12 protein-coding genes and 2 pseudogenes are annotated in these 15169 nt (G+C 71.5%); 8 read left to right on the forward strand and 6 right to left on the reverse strand.

Features of this window, described 5'->3' with window-relative positions; genetic code table 11:
• Nucleotides 1-95 precede the first annotated feature (95 nt).
• The 3 genes and pseudogenes from ACNPQM_RS25565 to ACNPQM_RS25575 form a co-directional block, all read right to left on the reverse strand.
• Nucleotides 96-584 (reverse strand): annotated as a pseudogene (locus ACNPQM_RS25565) (urease subunit alpha); the annotation flags it as partial.
• Between the two features lies 1 nt (nt 585).
• Nucleotides 586-837: pseudogene (ureA, locus tag ACNPQM_RS25570) on the reverse strand (urease subunit gamma); the annotation flags it as partial.
• A 276-nt stretch (nt 838-1113) separates the two neighbouring features.
• Nucleotides 1114-1923, reverse strand: coding sequence for a class I SAM-dependent methyltransferase (locus ACNPQM_RS25575; protein ID WP_418085865.1), 810 nt, complete (start codon nt 1921-1923; stop codon nt 1114-1116).
• 499 nt (nt 1924-2422) lie between these two features.
• On the opposite strand from ACNPQM_RS25575, the gene ACNPQM_RS25580 reads away from it, so the two are divergent.
• From ACNPQM_RS25580 to ACNPQM_RS25590, 3 genes are all read left to right on the forward strand, one after another.
• Nucleotides 2423-3013 carry a TIGR03086 family metal-binding protein gene (locus ACNPQM_RS25580; RefSeq protein ID WP_418085866.1) on the forward strand — a complete coding sequence of 197 codons (591 nt, stop codon included), beginning with the start codon at nt 2423-2425 and terminating at the stop codon, nt 3011-3013.
• A 251-nt stretch (nt 3014-3264) separates the two neighbouring features.
• On the forward strand, nt 3265-4533 hold the full coding sequence (locus tag ACNPQM_RS25585) for an aminotransferase class I/II-fold pyridoxal phosphate-dependent enzyme (protein ID WP_418085867.1): 1269 nt from the start codon (nt 3265-3267) through the stop codon (nt 4531-4533).
• Nucleotides 4534-4634: 101 nt separating this feature from the next.
• Nucleotides 4635-5750, forward strand: coding sequence for an MBL fold metallo-hydrolase (locus ACNPQM_RS25590; protein WP_418085868.1), 1116 nt, complete (start codon nt 4635-4637; stop codon nt 5748-5750).
• On the opposite strand, the gene ACNPQM_RS25595 is transcribed toward ACNPQM_RS25590, so the two are convergent.
• The 3 genes from ACNPQM_RS25595 to ACNPQM_RS25605 all read right to left on the reverse strand — a co-directional run bounded on the left by ACNPQM_RS25595 (nt 5740) and on the right by ACNPQM_RS25605 (nt 8749).
• Entirely contained in the window at nt 5740-6360 is a 621-nt protein-coding gene (locus ACNPQM_RS25595) for a DedA family protein (protein WP_358858570.1), read from the reverse strand. The genes ACNPQM_RS25590 and ACNPQM_RS25595 overlap by 11 nt on opposite strands.
• Nucleotides 6357-7139 (reverse strand): MBL fold metallo-hydrolase, encoded by a 783-nt coding sequence (locus ACNPQM_RS25600; protein ID WP_418085869.1) that lies wholly within the window; start codon nt 7137-7139, stop codon nt 6357-6359. The genes ACNPQM_RS25595 and ACNPQM_RS25600 overlap by 4 nt, the downstream gene beginning before the upstream one ends.
• Nucleotides 7140-7297: 158 nt before the next feature.
• On the reverse strand, nt 7298-8749 hold the full coding sequence (locus tag ACNPQM_RS25605; protein ID WP_358858568.1) for a PucR family transcriptional regulator: 1452 nt from the start codon (nt 8747-8749) through the stop codon (nt 7298-7300).
• A 103-nt stretch (nt 8750-8852) separates the two neighbouring features.
• Here ACNPQM_RS25605 and ACNPQM_RS25610 point away from each other — a divergent pair, with 103 nt between their 5' ends.
• From ACNPQM_RS25610 to ACNPQM_RS25630, 5 genes are all read left to right on the forward strand, one after another.
• Nucleotides 8853-10391, forward strand: coding sequence for a purine-cytosine permease family protein (locus tag ACNPQM_RS25610; protein WP_418085870.1), 1539 nt, complete (start codon nt 8853-8855; stop codon nt 10389-10391).
• A gap of 32 nt (nt 10392-10423) precedes the next feature.
• Nucleotides 10424-10834, forward strand: a complete 411-nt coding sequence (locus ACNPQM_RS25615) for a YybH family protein (protein ID WP_418085871.1) — start codon at nt 10424-10426, stop codon at nt 10832-10834.
• Nucleotides 10835-10924: 90 nt separating this feature from the next.
• Nucleotides 10925-12364 (forward strand): gamma-aminobutyraldehyde dehydrogenase, encoded by a 1440-nt coding sequence (locus tag ACNPQM_RS25620; protein ID WP_418085872.1) that lies wholly within the window; start codon nt 10925-10927, stop codon nt 12362-12364.
• A 156-nt stretch (nt 12365-12520) separates the two neighbouring features.
• A complete protein-coding gene (locus ACNPQM_RS25625) occupies nt 12521-12925 on the forward strand; it encodes a hypothetical protein (protein ID WP_358858565.1) in 405 nt (134 codons plus the stop codon).
• A gap of 98 nt (nt 12926-13023) precedes the next feature.
• Nucleotides 13024-15147: an alkaline phosphatase family protein gene (locus ACNPQM_RS25630; protein ID WP_418085873.1), complete on the forward strand. Its 2124-nt coding sequence runs from the start codon at nt 13024-13026 to the stop codon at nt 15145-15147.
• The last annotated feature ends 22 nt before the right edge of the window (nt 15148-15169 follow it).

The raw sequence follows: 15169 nt of genomic DNA on the forward strand, positions 1-15169 counted from the left end.
GGTTCGGGACAGCACCGGCAGGGGCGCCGGCCGGACCCCGGGGGTTCCGGCCGGCGCCGTCCGCACCGCCTCGTCGATGCGGACGCCGGGCGGGATCAGAACAGGAAGTACCGCTGTGTCATGGGCAGTTCCGTCGCGTAGGTCCGGCTCACTGTTTGGCCGTCCACCTTGGTCCGCACGTCGGTGGTGCGGGCGCCGCCGATGGTGACGTCGAAGGTGTCGGGGTCGATCTCGATCTCCGGGAGCCCGCTGTTGAGCTTCATGTCGGCCTTTGTCACGTCACGGGTGCTGTCGATCCGGGCCGGCGGCTTGAGCAGGCCCAACTCGCCCAGTTCGCTGCCGAGGGCAAGCTCGGGGACGAAGTTGACGGAGTTTGCCCTCGGGGAGCTGCCGCACGAGCCCCACACCGGACGCGGCAGGAACGGCTGCGGCGTGGGGATCGACGCGTTGGCGTCGCCGATCTGCGCGTACGCGATCTGGCCGCCCTTGATGATCATGTGCGGCTTCACGCCGAAGAACTTGGGCTCCCACAGCACCAGGTCCGCGAGCTTGCCCTGCTCCACGGAGCCGACGCGGCCGGCGATTCGCCTCCACCTGGACGTTGTGGATCATCTCCGGAACGCCGTCCATGACTTCGCTGCGCTTGAGGACGTGCCGCCCCGACTCCATGACGGAGTCGACAGTGGCGCCGGCCCGCGCCTCCTCGTACACGTGCGCCGTCAACAGCGCCATGACCTCGGGATAGTTCAGAAGCAGCCCGCGCTCACGGCGCCTCCGGGCGACGTCCGCCGCCACATGGACCAGCAGCCGTTCCCGCTCGTGCGGAGTCAGGTGCATGCCGTCCCCTTTCCTGCTCGTCGCGTTGACCCGGTGCGGCGAGGCTCACGAGGACAACGGGATCAGTGGGCCACAAGCCGCAACATGATCACCGGTCATGAGGAGAAAGGGACACGGCGAGAAGGCCTTCCAGCCCCCCCAGTGGGGTAATGCCGGCGCAGGCCCCGCGGAGCGAGAGCACCACAGCGCCCCGGAACCGCGGTCCTGCGTGTGATCCCTGGTTGCCGCTCCACGCCGCCTGGCAGGCGGGACTTTCGAAACACGCCCCAGCCGGTGTCAGGCGCGGCAGATTACCTCGCCGTGCGGGACCATGAACCATGCGTCGTCCTGCTCGCCCCAGGTGCGCCAGGCCGCCGCGATGTCGGTCAGCTGTTCGGCGGTCGCGTGGCCGCCGTCCACGGCCAGCTTCGCGTACACCGAGCCGACCGTGCGGTCCGCCCACAGGCCGCTCCACCAGGCGCGGTTCTCCGGCGTGGCGTAACACCAGGTGGCGGCTGACGGGGTGATGTCGGTGAAGCCGACCTGCCGGGCCCAGGAGAGCAGTCGCCGGCCCGCGTCCGGCTCGCCGCCGTTGGCGCGGGCGACTCGTCCGTACAGCTCCTGCCACGCGTCCATGGCGGGCATGTCCGGGTACCAGGTCATCGCCGCGTAGTCGCTGTCGCGGGCCGCGACGATGCCGCCGGGACGGCAGACCCGCCTCATCTCGCGCAGTGCCTGGACCGGGTCGCCCACGTGCTGCAGCACCTGGTGGGCGTGCACCACATCGAAGGAGTCGTCGGGGAAGTCCAGGGAGTGCACGTCGGCGGTGGTGAACTCGACGTTTTCCAGGCCGCGTTCGCCGGCGACCTCGGCGGCCTGGTCCAGGATCTCGCGGGTGATGTCGACCGCGGTCACCCTGCCGGGGGCGACCAGTGCCGCCAGATCCGCGGTGATCGTGCCGGGACCGCAGCCGACGTCCAGCACCGCCATACCGGGCCGGAGTTCGCCGATCAGATAGGCCGCCGAGTTGGCGGCAGTGCGCCAGCGGTGCGAGCGCAGAACGGATTCGTGGTGGCCGTGGGTGTAGACGGCGGTCTCCTTCGGCATGGCTGTGCGTCCTCTCCCGGAGCGTGGTGCGAAGCGCTGAGCGATGCGCCAACCGTACGCCGGAATGTCGGATGGTGAGATTGGTGTCTTGATATCTGGAACCAGGGGCGAAGGTTCACGCAGACTTCAACAAGATTGAGGCAATCGAGGAGAAGGCATTCCAGCGCGCATCGGGCAGTAGGCGGTCAGTTCCTGACCGGCGGCTTGTCATTCATCAACTCCCCCTTGCTGTGCGCAACTTCGCCTTGCTGTGCGCAACTTCGCCGTCGTATGCGTAAGGGGCTCCCGGGGTCAGGCCGGTGATCCCTGCCTGGCGACGCCGTACCGCCGCATGAACCGATGGCCAGGTCACGGGCGACATGGTTGAGAGTCCCGCCGGGGAACACCGCGTGCGGCACATCGTGCGCGGCGGCGACATGGGAGTGCGGGTACCCCTTTCGGCCGGGTCGAAGCAGCAGGCGCGCTCGCGCGCGGCTCTCCGGACGGAGACAGTGGTTCCATGTCATCTCACTCCAATTCGGACCGCGACCTGCTCGACCGCCACTCCGAGGCGCTCCAGCTCTTCACGGACCGGGTGCACGCCGTGAGCGACGACCAGTGGTCCGCGCCGACGCCGTGCACCGCATGGTCCGTCCGTGATCTGGTCGCCCATCTCACGTCCGAGCAGCTGTGGGTCCCGCCGCTGGTCACGGAAGGGCGTACGGTCGCCGAAGTCGGTGACGCCTACGACGGCGATGTGCTGGGCGACGACCCCGTTGCCGCCTGGGACCGTGCGGCGGCAGGGGCGCGCGAGGCGTTCGCTGCACCGGGCGTGTTCAGGCGGACCGTGAACCTGTCGTACGGGGACACCGCCGCCGACGCGTACTGTGCGCAGATGGTGAGCGACGCGGTGGTGCACTCCTGGGACCTGGCCCGGGCGATCGGTGCCGACGAGCGGCTGCCGGAAGACCTGGTCGCGTTCACGCGGCGCGAGGTCGGACCGTATGCGAAGGGGCTTTCGCAGACCGGTCTGTTCGCCCCGGCCGTCACGACCGGGAAGGACGCCGACCCGCAGACCCGGCTGCTCGCACTCCTCGGCCGGCGGGTCTGACGACGAGGCCGTGAACGGGTCCCATCGGCGTATCGGCAGGGTGTCGGGCCGGGGCCGGGTTCGGTTCCCCGCCGAGGTCGAACCCCTGCTCGGACGGTCCGGCCGTGCCATCGGGGCGGCGCACCGGCGACGCCGCCGGGCGGGCGGTGTCGCTCAAACCTCCGTATAAAGGGCCCTGGGGGCGAGACGGCACAAGGCAGGGCGAGCCGGAGCCGGACAGGGTGACGGAGCGGCAGTGAAGGAGACCCGGGATGGCGCGGGAGCGGACCGAGCGGGCCGGGCCGGGAGGGGATGCCGCGCGTGCCCCGTGGACCCCTCGGGAGGATCGGGGGCCCGTACGCTACGGGCCGCCCGCCCCCGATCCGGGGCTGCCCGTGCTGCCCGAGCTGGCCGGTGTGGTCGCCGCGGCAGCCGGGCGCAGCGAGCCCGAACCGACCGGTGGCAGCAAACCCCTGCGCGAGGCGGCCGCCGCCTACTGGACCCGGCGCGGGCTGCGCGGCGGACCGGAGTGCGTCGCCGCCGCCCCCGGCGCCTCGCCGCTGCTGCTCGCCCTGATTGCCGCGCACGGAGGCGATGTCCTCATGCCGCGCCCCTGTCCCGCCACCTGGATCCCGCAGGCCCGATTGCTCGGCCGGCCCGCCTATCATGTGCCGACCCCGGCCGAGTGCGGCGGCGTGCCCGACCCGTACGCACTGCTGGAGACCGTACGAAGGGTGCGTGCCGAAGGCGGCCGGCCCCGGCTGCTGCTGATCTCCGTCGTCGACGACCCGACCGCCACCGTCGCCCCACCGGAACTCGTCCGTGAGGCGTGCGAGGCAGCCGTCGCCGAGGGGATGCACATCGTCAGCGACGAGACCTGGCGCGACACCCTCCACCGCCCCCACGACACGGTCCTGCTCAGCCCGGCCGAGATGTGCCCCGACGACGTCACCGTCGTCTGCGATCTGGCCGGGGCGCTGACCCCGTCCGCCTGGCCGGTCGCGGTCGCCAGATTCCCGGACACCGAACGGGCGGCGGCGCGGCACGCCCGTACCCTCGACATCCTCACCGCCCTGGGCGCCCTCGTCGCGGGCCCGGTCGCCGCCGCGGCCGCCCACGCGCTGGGCGAACCGGAGGCTGTCACAGCCCGGGTCCGCCGGGCCGCCGCGCTGCAGGCGCAGGTCGCCGCCGCGGCCCACCGGGCGGTGCTCGCCGCGGGCGCGCTGGCCCGGCCCCCGCAGGCGGGCCGCCATCTCTACGCCGACCTGGGGCCGCTCCGGGCCCGGCTGGCCACCCGCGGCGTCACGGACTCGCTGGAACTGGAGGAGTACCTCACCGAACGCCTCGGCGCGCCTACCCCCGGCGGCCACCGCTTCGGGGACGAACTGGGCGCGCTGCGGGTGCGGCTGGGCACCGGACCGCTGCTCGGAACAACCCCGGAGCAACAGATGGAGTCCCTCACTGCGGTGGAGCCCCTGAAATTGCCGCATGTCGCCCGAGCGCTGAGCATTTTCGGAACAGCCCTCGACGAACTCCGATGACGAACCGAACTTCGATGACATGCGCGCCGATGTGCCGACGACGCACTGGCATACGTGAGCGCTGACGTACCGACGACGCCTTCCGGGACGGGAGTACTTCGATGACGGAACAGACCGGGCGCTCCGATGCAGGGGCCGCGCCTGCGGCCCTCCGCGGCGAGATAGTCCCGCCGCGCCCCCTCGGTGAGGTGCGGGTCTGGCCCGCCGGCTTCGCCGACCGGCTCACCTCCCCGCTCCCGGGCGTCAGGGGCATGTCCAGGCTGGCCCGTGAGCGCGCCGTGCGGCCCAACGCGGAGGGGCTGCGAGGCATCCACCGGCTGCCGTACGCCCCCGAGCCGCTGCCCGCCACCGATGCGGGCACGACCTGCGTCACCTGGGCAGGGCATGCCAGCTGGATCATCCGCACCGGCGGGCTGACCATACTCACCGACCCCGTCTGGTCCCGCCGCATCCTCGGCACACCCGCCAGGATCACGCCCGTCGGTGTCCGCTGGGAGGACCTGCCGCCCGTCGACGCGGTCGTCATCAGCCACAACCACTACGACCATCTCGACGCCCCCACCCTGCGCAGGCTGCCGCGCGACACTCCGCTGTTCGTCCCCGCCGGGCTCGGCCGGTGGTGCCGTCGCCGCGGCTTCTCCTGCGTCACCGAGCTCGACTGGTGGGAGTCGGCGGTTCTGCGCGGCGTCCGCTTCGACTTCGTGCCCTCCCACCACTGGTCCAAGCGGACCCTCACCGACACCTGCCGCTCCCTGTGGGGCGGCTGGGTCGTCCACGCCTTCGACGGCGTGGACGGGCCGCGGGTCTACTTCGCCGGGGACAGCGGCTACGGGCACTGGTTCACGGAGATCGGCCGCCGCCACCCCGGGATCGATCTGGCCCTGCTGCCGATCGGGGCCTACGAACCGCGCTGGTGGCTCGGCGATGTGCACACCGACCCGGAAGAGGCCGTGCAGGCGTACGAGGATCTCGGCGCCCGCGCGATGGCGCCGATGCACTGGGCGACGTTCCTGCTCTCCGCGGAGCCCGTACTCGAGCCGCTCGCCCGGCTCCGTACCGCCTGGCAGCGCGCCGGACATCCGCGCGAACACCTGTGGGACCTGCCGATCGGTGGCTCCCGCCTGCTGGACGGGACCCATGCCCCGCAGACACCCCGTACCCCGCAGAACCACCGCACCCCGCACACCCCCTGGGCGCCCCGGGGCATCAGTGGCTGAATCGGGCCCGCATCCTGCGCCACACTGCGGGAGAAGCACTGATCAGCAGCGTCAGACCGACCGCCGCGACCACGCCCTGCCACGGCTTCGGGAACAGCGAACCGCCCAGAATGCCGATCAGCTGATATGTCGCCGCCCAGGCCAGACAGGCCGGTATGTCCCCACGCGCGAACCTCCGCAGCGGCATGCGCCCCAGCAGACACGCCAGCATCACTGGAATTCGCCCGGCCGGCACCAGCCGTGACAGCACCAGCACCACCGCGCCGTGCTCGTCCAGCTTCTGCTGCGCCTGCGCAAGCTGCTCCGGCGCCGCCCGGTCCCTGATCGCCCGCAGCCACTTCGAGCCGTTCCTCGACCGCACCCCGCGCTGCCCCAGCCAGTACAGACAGATGTCCCCGAGGAACGCCGCAGCCGACGCCACTACGAACACCACCAGCAGCGCGAACGGATCCGCCTGGTGGAACGCCACCACGGCCGCCGAACTCACCAGCGCTCCCGTCGGCACCACCGGCACCAGTGCACCCAGCGCCACCAGCAGGAACAGGGACGGATAGCCGACGGCCTGCTGCGTCGACTCAGTGGGCAGCTGCCCCACGACCTCCGGGATCACCTGGCGGCCTCCGGCCGCACATGCTCGCCGTGAGTCAGCCGGTGCACCGCCACGTCCGGCGCCAGCAGCGCCGCCTTCCGGACGAACTCGTCACCCGGTGAGTGGAACTCGTGCGGCCGGACCCCGTCCATTCCGATCGGCCAGTACGTGCCGTAGTGCACCGGCACGGCCGAGCGCGGCGCCAGCCGGGCCAGCGCCTGCGCGGCCCGGCCCGCGTCCAGGTGAGTGCGGCCGAGATACGGGCCCCAGCCACCGACCGGCAGCAGCGCCACATCCACCGGGCCGACCGCCTCCGCCATTTCGTCGAACAGCCCGGTGTCCCCGGCGAAGTAGGTGCGGGCCTCGCCCTCGACGACATAGCCCAGGGCGGGGGAGCGGTGCGGGCCCACCGGGAGCCGCCGGCCGTCGTGCTGTGCGGGGACGGCCCGTACCAGAAGCTCACCGACGCGCACCTCGTCCCCCGCCGCCACCTCGGTGATCCGCAGCCCGCGCGCGCTGCGCAGCATCCGCAGCCCCGGTACGGAACGGACGGCGCCCACGGGCACAATCAGCCGGGTGCCGGGGGCGAGACGGGCCAGCGACGGCAGATGCAGGTGGTCGGAGTGCAGATGGGAGACGAGTACGACATCCGCGACGGTGGCCTCGGGGCCCGGCAGCGCACCCCGGCGACGGCGCAGATGCGCGAAGCGGCGTACGAAGAGGGGGTCGGTCAGGACGCGGACTCCGGAGTCCTCGATGGTGCAGGTGGCATGACCCCACCAGGTGACTTCCACCGGCACCGTCTGTCTCCCGTCCGTCGTGGCTCGCTGTTCCGGTCCCTTGAGCGTAGTGCCGGAGCGGGTGGGGGCGGATGCGTCCGGCCGCTGAACCGAAGAGGCGACCTCGGAGGAGCTCACACAAGGGAGCGCGAGCCGGGCGCCCATTGTGTGAGCTCCTCTCAGTCCGTCAGGCCCAGCGCCCCCGCTGCCTGGATCGCCAGCCAGACCTCCGCCAGCGCCCCCGTAGACGCCAGATCGCGATCGGCCAGCGCACCGAATCGCCGCAGCCGGTACGTCAGGGTGTTCGGATGGATGTGGAGCGCGGCCGCCGCCGCATCCGTGCGGCGGTCGCGCTCCATCCAGGTGCGGGCGGAGACCAGCAGCTGCGAATCGTGCGCCTCGTCGTAGCGCAGAACCTCACCGAGGACGTGCTCGACCAGCGCCGTCAGGACCGCCGGGTCGTCGGGCAGCCAGCGACCCATGGAATCGTCCCCGTAACGGATCACCGGGCGGCCCGACTCGACGGCCTTCGAGACCGCCCAGAGCGCCTCGCGCTGCGCGACCCGCAGCGCAGCACCCGGGAGGAACGGGCGACTCATCCCGGCCGCCACGCCCGGCAGCCCGCCGATCTCCACGGCCAGCTGCGGCGCCCCGAGGACATAGCGGTCCTCGCCCCGGGTGAGCAGCAGATGCGGATGGTCCTGGAGGCAGCGCAGCAGCGCCTCGTCCGTGGTCTGCCGGACCACGAGCAGCACGGTGTCGCCCTCGATCGCATGCCGGGCGAGCCTGCGCCGTGCCGCTTCCGGGTCGAGGACCTCCTGCAGGAGCTCGGCGAGCGTCTCCGCGCCCTCACGGCGCAGCGTCTCGCGCTCGTTGCGCACCATCGCGACCCGCAGCGCCGCCACCGTGGCGATGTGCTGCACGACGGCGAGCCCGGCGGGCTGGGCGCCCTCCCGTTCGTACGCGACAAGGAACCCGGCCGGACCGGCGGGCGCCGGCACGGGCAGCACGAATCCACCGGGGACGGTCGGCGGGGCGTCGACCGAGTCGGGCAGGACGCCCGGATCGGGCGCCGGTACGCCCGGCAGGAGGGGGCGCCCCTGCGGCGTGCAGAGGTACACGTCGTATCCCGAGAGGCGTTCGAGGCGGCGCAGCAGCGTGGGCGTGTCGAGGTCCTCGGCGACCAGCCAGCGCAGCGAACCGAAGACCTGCAGCTGGGCGCCGAGCCGGTGCCGGGCATCCTCCTGGACCGATGCGGCGACCTCCTGGGCCACCGCGATGAAGGGGACGGCGAGCGGGACCTCGAGGACCGGGAAGCCCCGCTCCTCGGCCGCCCGGAAGAACGCGTCGTGCAGCGGGGGCATGTGCAGCTGCGCCGAGAGGGCCAGCGCGGAAACCCCGGCGTCGTCCAGCCGCTCCAGATACGCGCGCTGTCCGGCGGCGGTCCTGGGGACCGCCAGGCCCGTCGTCATGATGACCTCGGCGCCGAGCAACCAGGGTGTCGGATCGGCCAGTTCGCTCGCGTGCGCCCAGGAGACCGAGCGGCCCAGACCGCTGCTGCCCGCCTTCACAGTGAGCTGGAGTGCGGGGTAGGAGAGAAGATCCTCAACGGTGAGTTTGTCGCTGGCCACAGACAACAGGCTAACCCTTTGTGATTTTCACAATTGCTGCTCGCGGTTCGGGACCACAGACTGAGGGACCACTCCCCGCGCATGAACAGCAGGTGAAGCGTCCGTGACTTCCTCGATCACCGAAGTCGAGACCAACGGGGTCGAGCGGATACCCGAAGCGGACCGCACCGCCCGCCCGCTCGACCTCTTCCGGCTCGCCTTCGGCGGCGCGAACACCTTTGCCACCTGTGTGCTCGGTGCGTTCCCGATCCTCTTCGGGCTCTCCTTCTGGCAGGGACTGGCGGCGACCGTGCTGGGGCTGCTCGTCGGCGCGCTGCTGCTCGCCCCGATGGCGTTGTTCGGCCCGACCAACGGCACCAACAACGCCGTTTCCTCCTCCGCCCACCTGGGCGTGCACGGCAGGATCGTCGGCTCCTTCCTCTCGCTGCTCACTGCGGTCGCGTTCTTCTCGATCTCCGTGTGGTCCTCCGGTGACGCACTTGTCGGCGGAGCCCACCGGCTCGCCGGCCTCCCCGAGTCCGACGTGAGCTACGGCGTCGCCTACGCGATCTTCGCCGGACTGGTGCTCGTCGTCTGTGTCTACGGCTTCCGGTTCATGCTGCTGGTCAACAAGATCGCGGTCATCGCGGCCTCGGCGCTCTTCGTCCTCGGCGCCTTCGCCTTCGCCGGAGACTTCGACCCGGGGTACGCGGGAGCCTTCGCCTCGACCGCCGATCCGCTCTTCTGGCCGGCCTTCATCGGCTCCGCGCTGATCGTCCTGTCCAACCCGGTCTCGTTCGGCGCCTTCCTCGGCGACTGGTCCCGCTACATCCCGACCGCTACGCCGCGCCGCCGGGTCATGGGCGCCGCGTTCCTCGCCCAGGTCGCCACCCTGCTGCCGTTCCTCTTCGGCCTGGCCACCGCCTCGATCATCGCCGCCAAGGCCGCGAAATACGTCGACCCGGCTGCCCCCAACTACGTCGGCGGACTGCTCGCCATCTCGCCCGGCTGGTACTTCCTGCCGCTCTGCCTGATCGCCCTGATCGGTGGCCTCTCCACCGGCACGACCGCGCTGTACGGCACCGGGCTCGACGTCTCCAGCGTGTTCACGCGCTTCAGCCGGGTCCAGTCGACGTTCTTCATCGGGGCCCTGTCGATCGCCTTCATCTTCGTCGGCCGGTTCGCGCTCAACCTCGCGCAGTCCATCTCCACCTTCGCCACTCTGATCATCACCTGCACGGCCCCGTGGATGATCGTCATGGCTCTCGGCTACTTCACCCGGCGCGGCTGGTACGACGCGGACGCCCTCCAGGTCTTCAACCGCCGCCAGACCGGTGGACGCTACTGGTTCAACCACGGCTGGAACTGGCGCGGCATGTCCACCTGGGTCATCTCGGCCGTCGTGGCGCTCCTCTTCACCAACTTGCCCGGACAGTTCGTCGGCCCGCTCGGCAACCTCGCGAACGGCGTGGACATCTCCCTGCCGGTCGGCCTCGCCCTGGCGGCCGTGCTCTACCTCACCCTGCTCACCGTGTTCCCGGAGCCGCGCGGGGTGTACGGGCCGGACGGACCCCGGATCGTCCGGGCGTCGGACACCGAGGTACCGCCGATTACCGGCGGTACGGAGGAGCCCCTCGCCGCCGAACCCGCCGCCGCTCACTGAGCGCTCACCCCGCCCGTCACCAGGAGCCACCCATGAGCACGACCGAGAACACCCCCGTCCAGGAGATCCAGGCCGCCGCCGACGCGCTCGTCGCCGCCTTCGCCGAGGGACGCCTCGACGACTACTTCGGTGCCTTCGCGCCGGACGCCACCTTCGTCTTCCACTCCACCCCGCAGCGGCTCGCCTCCACGGCCGAGTACCGAGCGCTGTGGCAGCAGTGGGTGGCCGAGGACGACTTCCGGATCCTGGCCTGCACCTCCACCGGACAGCTGATCCAGCACCTTGGCTCCACCGCCGTCTTCAGCCACGACGTCGAGACCAGGATCGCCACCCGGGCCGGCGAGGAGACTGTCCACGAGCGGGAGACGATCATCTTCGCGCGTGCCGAGGACGGCAGCTGGCCCGCCGTCCACGAGCACCTGTCCGCCCGCACCACCGGCTGACGGCACCCCCGCGCCGAACGTCCGCCCGCACCACCGGGTGACCACGAGCACCACCCGTACCGCCACCCGACCACGAGAAAGACCGGTTCCATGAGCATCACGTTCCGCAACTACATCGACGGCGCCTTCGCGGACGCCTCGGACGGCCGCACGCTCGATGTCGTGGACCCCAGCACCGGCGAGGTCTACGCCACCTCCCCTCTCTCCGGTGCCGCGGACGTCGACGCCGCGATGGCGGCCGCCGCCGCCGCGTTCCCCGTCTGGCGCGACACCACCCCGTCCGTGCGCCAGCTGGCCCTGCTGAAGATCGCCGACGCGATGGAGGCGCGCGCCGACGAACTCGTCACCGCCGAGAGCCGTGACACCGGCAAGCCGCTCCACCTCACCCGCAGCGAGGAACTGGCCCCTGCCATCGACCAGGTCCGCTTCTTCGCGGGTGCGGCGCGGATGCTCGAAGGCCGCTCGGCCGGCGAGTACATGGAGGGGATGACCTCCATGATCCGCCGCGAGCCGGTCGGCGTCTGCGCCCAGGTAGCACCCTGGAACTACCCGCTCCTCATGGCGGTCTGGAAGTTCGCGCCCGCGCTCGCCGCGGGCAATGCCGTGGTCCTCAAGCCCTCGGACACCACCCCGGCCTCCACCGTGCTCATCGCCGAGATCATCGGCGGCGTCCTGGAGGAGCTGGAGCTGCCCCGCGGCATCTTCAACGTGATCTGCGGCGACCGTGAGACCGGCCGGATGATGGTCGAGCACCCCACCCCGGCGATGGCGTCCATCACCGGTTCGGTCCGGGCCGGCATCCAGGTCGCGCAGAGCGCCGCCAAGGACGTCAAGCGCGTCCACCTGGAGCTCGGTGGCAAGGCCCCGGCCGTCGTCTTCGAGGACGCCGACCTGGAGAAGGCGGTCGAGGACCTGATCGTCGGCGGCTTCTTCAACGCCGGCCAGGACTGCACCGCCGCGACCCGCGTCCTGGTCCAGGAGTCCGTCCACGACGCGTTCGTCACCGCCCTCGCCAAGGCCGCGGCCGACACCAGGACCGGGCAGCCGGACGACGAGGACGTGCTCTACGGTCCGCTCAACAACGCGGGTCAGCTCGCCCAGGTCAGCGGCTTCATCGAGCGCCTCCCCGCCCACGCCAGGGTCGAGGCGGGCGGCCACCGCGTCGGCGACAAGGGCTACTTCTACGCCCCGACCGTCGTCTCCGGTCTGCGGCAGGAGGACGAGATCGTCCAGAACGAGGTCTTCGGACCCGTCATGACCGTCCAGTCGTTCACGGACGAGGCCCAGGCCGTGGAGTACGCGAACGGCGTCGACTACGCCCTCGCCTCCTCGGTGTGGACCAAGGACCACGCACGGGCGATGCGGATGTCGAAGAACCTCGACTTCGGCTGCGTCTGGATCAACACGCACATGGCGCTCGTCGCCGAGATGCCGCACGGCGGCTACAAGCAGTCGGGCTACGGCAAGGACCTCTCGGCGTACGGCTTCGAGGACTACACGCGCATCAAGCACGTCATGACCTCGCTCTGACACCTGCCCCTCCATGCGCCCCCGCCCCGGGTCCCACCCCGGCGCCGGGGGCGCATGTGCGTGCCGGCACGTACTCCTCCCGGCCTGACATACGCCTTTTTGTACGGGAGTCGGAGAGGTAGGGTCGCCCGTACGCCTAGCACGGGGGGAACACCCATGGAGGACGTACGGGTGGCGGCCATCGCCAGTCTCACGCCGCTGGAGGAGCTCGACAGCGACCCGTTCCTCGTGGACACGCGCAGCCAGCACGCCATGTGCGCCCGCTGGGCCGCGGACAAGGGCTATGTCGTCACGCGGCAGTTGCGGTTCTACGGACTGCGCCCCGACCACCACGCTCTGTGGGCGGATGTCGACGACGGCGACGTCGAACTCTTCGTGACGCCCAACGACCGGGTGCTCGCCCGGGCGCTCACCTCGGTGCCGGAGTTCGCGGCGGAGTGCCAGCGGCGAGGCGTACGGCTGGAGTTCGCCGGTTTCGACGAGCCGTCGTACAGCTCCCGCACGAAGGCGAGCGTGCACCGCAGGCTCTCCATGCCGACCGCCGGATACGACGGCTGCTGACCGTCGGCCGCCCCGGGCTCCGCGCCGTGCGAACCTGCTGTGAAAGGCTGGGGTCGGGTCGGGAACGGCAGGGCCCGGACGTGTGAGGTGGGAACGGCGTGAGTGACGGGCGATGGCGTACGGCCGGCAGCGCCCTGATGCGAGTGTTGGTGGTGTGGGGCGTCTCGACCCTCACCATGCTGATACTCGCGGGGATTCTGCCCGACTTCCAGCTCCAGTCGGACAACGGCGACAGCTTCACCAAGATCGCGTTCACCGCTGCCTGGGGCGCCGGCGCGTTCGGTCTGCTCTCCGCGCTGGTCTGGCCGGTCGTCGTGCGGGCGCTGCTCATCGTGCCCGCCTTCGTCCTCGGGATGCTGGTCTTCTTTCTCAACGGCTCGCTGCTGCTCGTCGCCCTGCGGCTCGTCCCGGACGGGCGCGGCGCAGTCAACCCGGAGACCGCGGTCGTCGTCGCCGCCGTGATGTCCGCCGTCGCCTCCGCTACCTCCACCGCACTCGCCGTCCGTGACGACAACGCCTACCGCCGCAGGCTGTCCCGCCTCGCCGACCGGCGCCGCCGTCGCAGCGGCGGGGACGGCGGCCGCAGCGGACCGCCGGGCACGGTCTTCATCCAGCTCGACGGCGTCGGCCACGACGTCCTCGCGCGGGCCGCCGCGGGCGGTCTGATGCCGACCGTCGCGCACTGGCTCGCCGACGGGTCGGGCCACCGCCTCACCCCGTGGCGCACCGACTGGTCCAGCCAGACCGGCGCCAGCCAGCTGGGCATCCTGCACGGCAGCAACTTCGACATCCCCGCCTTCCGCTGGTACGAGAAGGAGACTGGCGACGTCATGGTCTCCAGCAGACCCGCGAGCGCCCTCGAACTGCAGCGCCGCGCCATCGTGCGTACCCGTGACGGCGGGCTGCTCACCCTCGACGGCGCCAGCCGCGGAAACCTCTTCAGCGGCGGCGCCGACCAGCTCGCCCTCGTCCTGTCGATGGCTGCCCGGCGTGGCAAGGGGCGCCGCTCCCGGGCCGGTTACTTCGCGTATTTCTCCGACCCGGCCAATGCCGTCCGTACCGCCCTGTCGTTCGTCGCCGAGGTCGGCCGGGAGATCGGCCAGTCGACCCGGGCGCGGATCCGGAAGGACGCACCCCGGATCAAGCGCGGCGGGCTCTACCCCTTCATCCGTGCCTTCGCGACCGTCGTCGAGCGTGACGTGGTGGTCGCGGCGCTCATCGGGGACATGTTCGCCGGACGCACCGCCGTCTACGCCGACCTCGTCGCGTACGACGAAGTGGCGCACCACTCCGGGCCCCACAGCCGCGACGCGGACAAGGTCCTCGCGCGCCTGGACCGTTCCCTCGCTCTGATCGTCAAGGTCGCCGAACACACCCCTCGCTGCTACCGGATCGTGTTGCTCTCCGACCACGGACAGAGCCCGGGGGAGACCTTCGCCGGGGCGTACGGGCTGACGCTCAAGGACCTCGTGCGTGCGGGCTGCGGGCTGCCCGTGCCCCGGCGGGCGCAGCGTACGAAGAGCGGCTCGGAGGCGCGGGACGCGGTACGGATCGCCCTGCACCGGCCCGTCGAGGAAGGCGGGGCGGAACTCCCCGCGACCCCGTCCGACCCGGTCGTCCTCGCCTCCGGCAACCTCGGCCTGATCTCCTTCCCCGACATCGACGGGCGCGCGACCCGCGAACAGCTCGACCGCCGCCATCCCGCGCTGCTGAGGACCCTCGCCAACCACCCCGGCATCGGCTTCCTGCTGGTCCGCAGCGAGCTGCACGGATCGGTGGTACTGGGGCGTGGCGGCGCACAGACACCGGTGTCGGAACTGGCGGACGGGGAAGGCCTGCTGGAGCCGTTCGGCCCGGGCGCGGCGGACGCGGTGCGGCGCACCGACACCTTCCCGCATGTCGCCGATGTGATGGTCAACTCGATGTACGACCCCACCACGGGCTGTGTGCACGCCTTCGAGGAACAGATCGGCTCCCACGGCGGGCTGGGAGGGGAGCAGTCCCGGCCGTTCCTGCTCCACCCGCGCACCATGTCGGAGCCGGTGACCTCCCGCATATCGGCGGGGCCGGGTGCGGACGGTGCGGAGCTGGTGGGGGCCGAGCAGGTGCACGAGGTGCTGCGGCGCTGGCTGCGGGAGTGTTCCGGACCGCAGATACCGCTGACCTCGGACGACGCCGATGATTCCGGCAGGGCGGACGGGACGGCGGCGGAGGCCGGCTGAGGGGCATTGTCAGTGGTGGACG

It is taken from the genome of Streptomyces sp. NPDC056231, from assembly GCF_048270745.1.
Taxonomy (GTDB): domain Bacteria; phylum Actinomycetota; class Actinomycetes; order Streptomycetales; family Streptomycetaceae; genus Streptomyces.

Excerpts from the sequence above, each read along its gene's own strand:
- ACNPQM_RS25575 (WP_418085865.1), bottom strand. The coding sequence starts at position 1,923 with ATGCCGAAGGAGACCGCCGTCTACACCCACGGCCACCACGAATCCGTT.
- ACNPQM_RS25580 (WP_418085866.1), top strand. The coding sequence starts at position 2,423 with ATGTCATCTCACTCCAATTCGGACCGCGACCTGCTCGACCGCCACTCC.
- ACNPQM_RS25585 (WP_418085867.1), top strand. The coding sequence starts at position 3,265 with ATGGCGCGGGAGCGGACCGAGCGGGCCGGGCCGGGAGGGGATGCCGCG.
- ACNPQM_RS25590 (WP_418085868.1), top strand. The coding sequence starts at position 4,635 with ATGACGGAACAGACCGGGCGCTCCGATGCAGGGGCCGCGCCTGCGGCC.
- ACNPQM_RS25615 (WP_418085871.1), top strand. The coding sequence starts at position 10,424 with ATGAGCACGACCGAGAACACCCCCGTCCAGGAGATCCAGGCCGCCGCC.
- ACNPQM_RS25620 (WP_418085872.1), top strand. The coding sequence starts at position 10,925 with ATGAGCATCACGTTCCGCAACTACATCGACGGCGCCTTCGCGGACGCC.
- ACNPQM_RS25625 (WP_358858565.1), top strand. The coding sequence starts at position 12,521 with ATGGAGGACGTACGGGTGGCGGCCATCGCCAGTCTCACGCCGCTGGAG.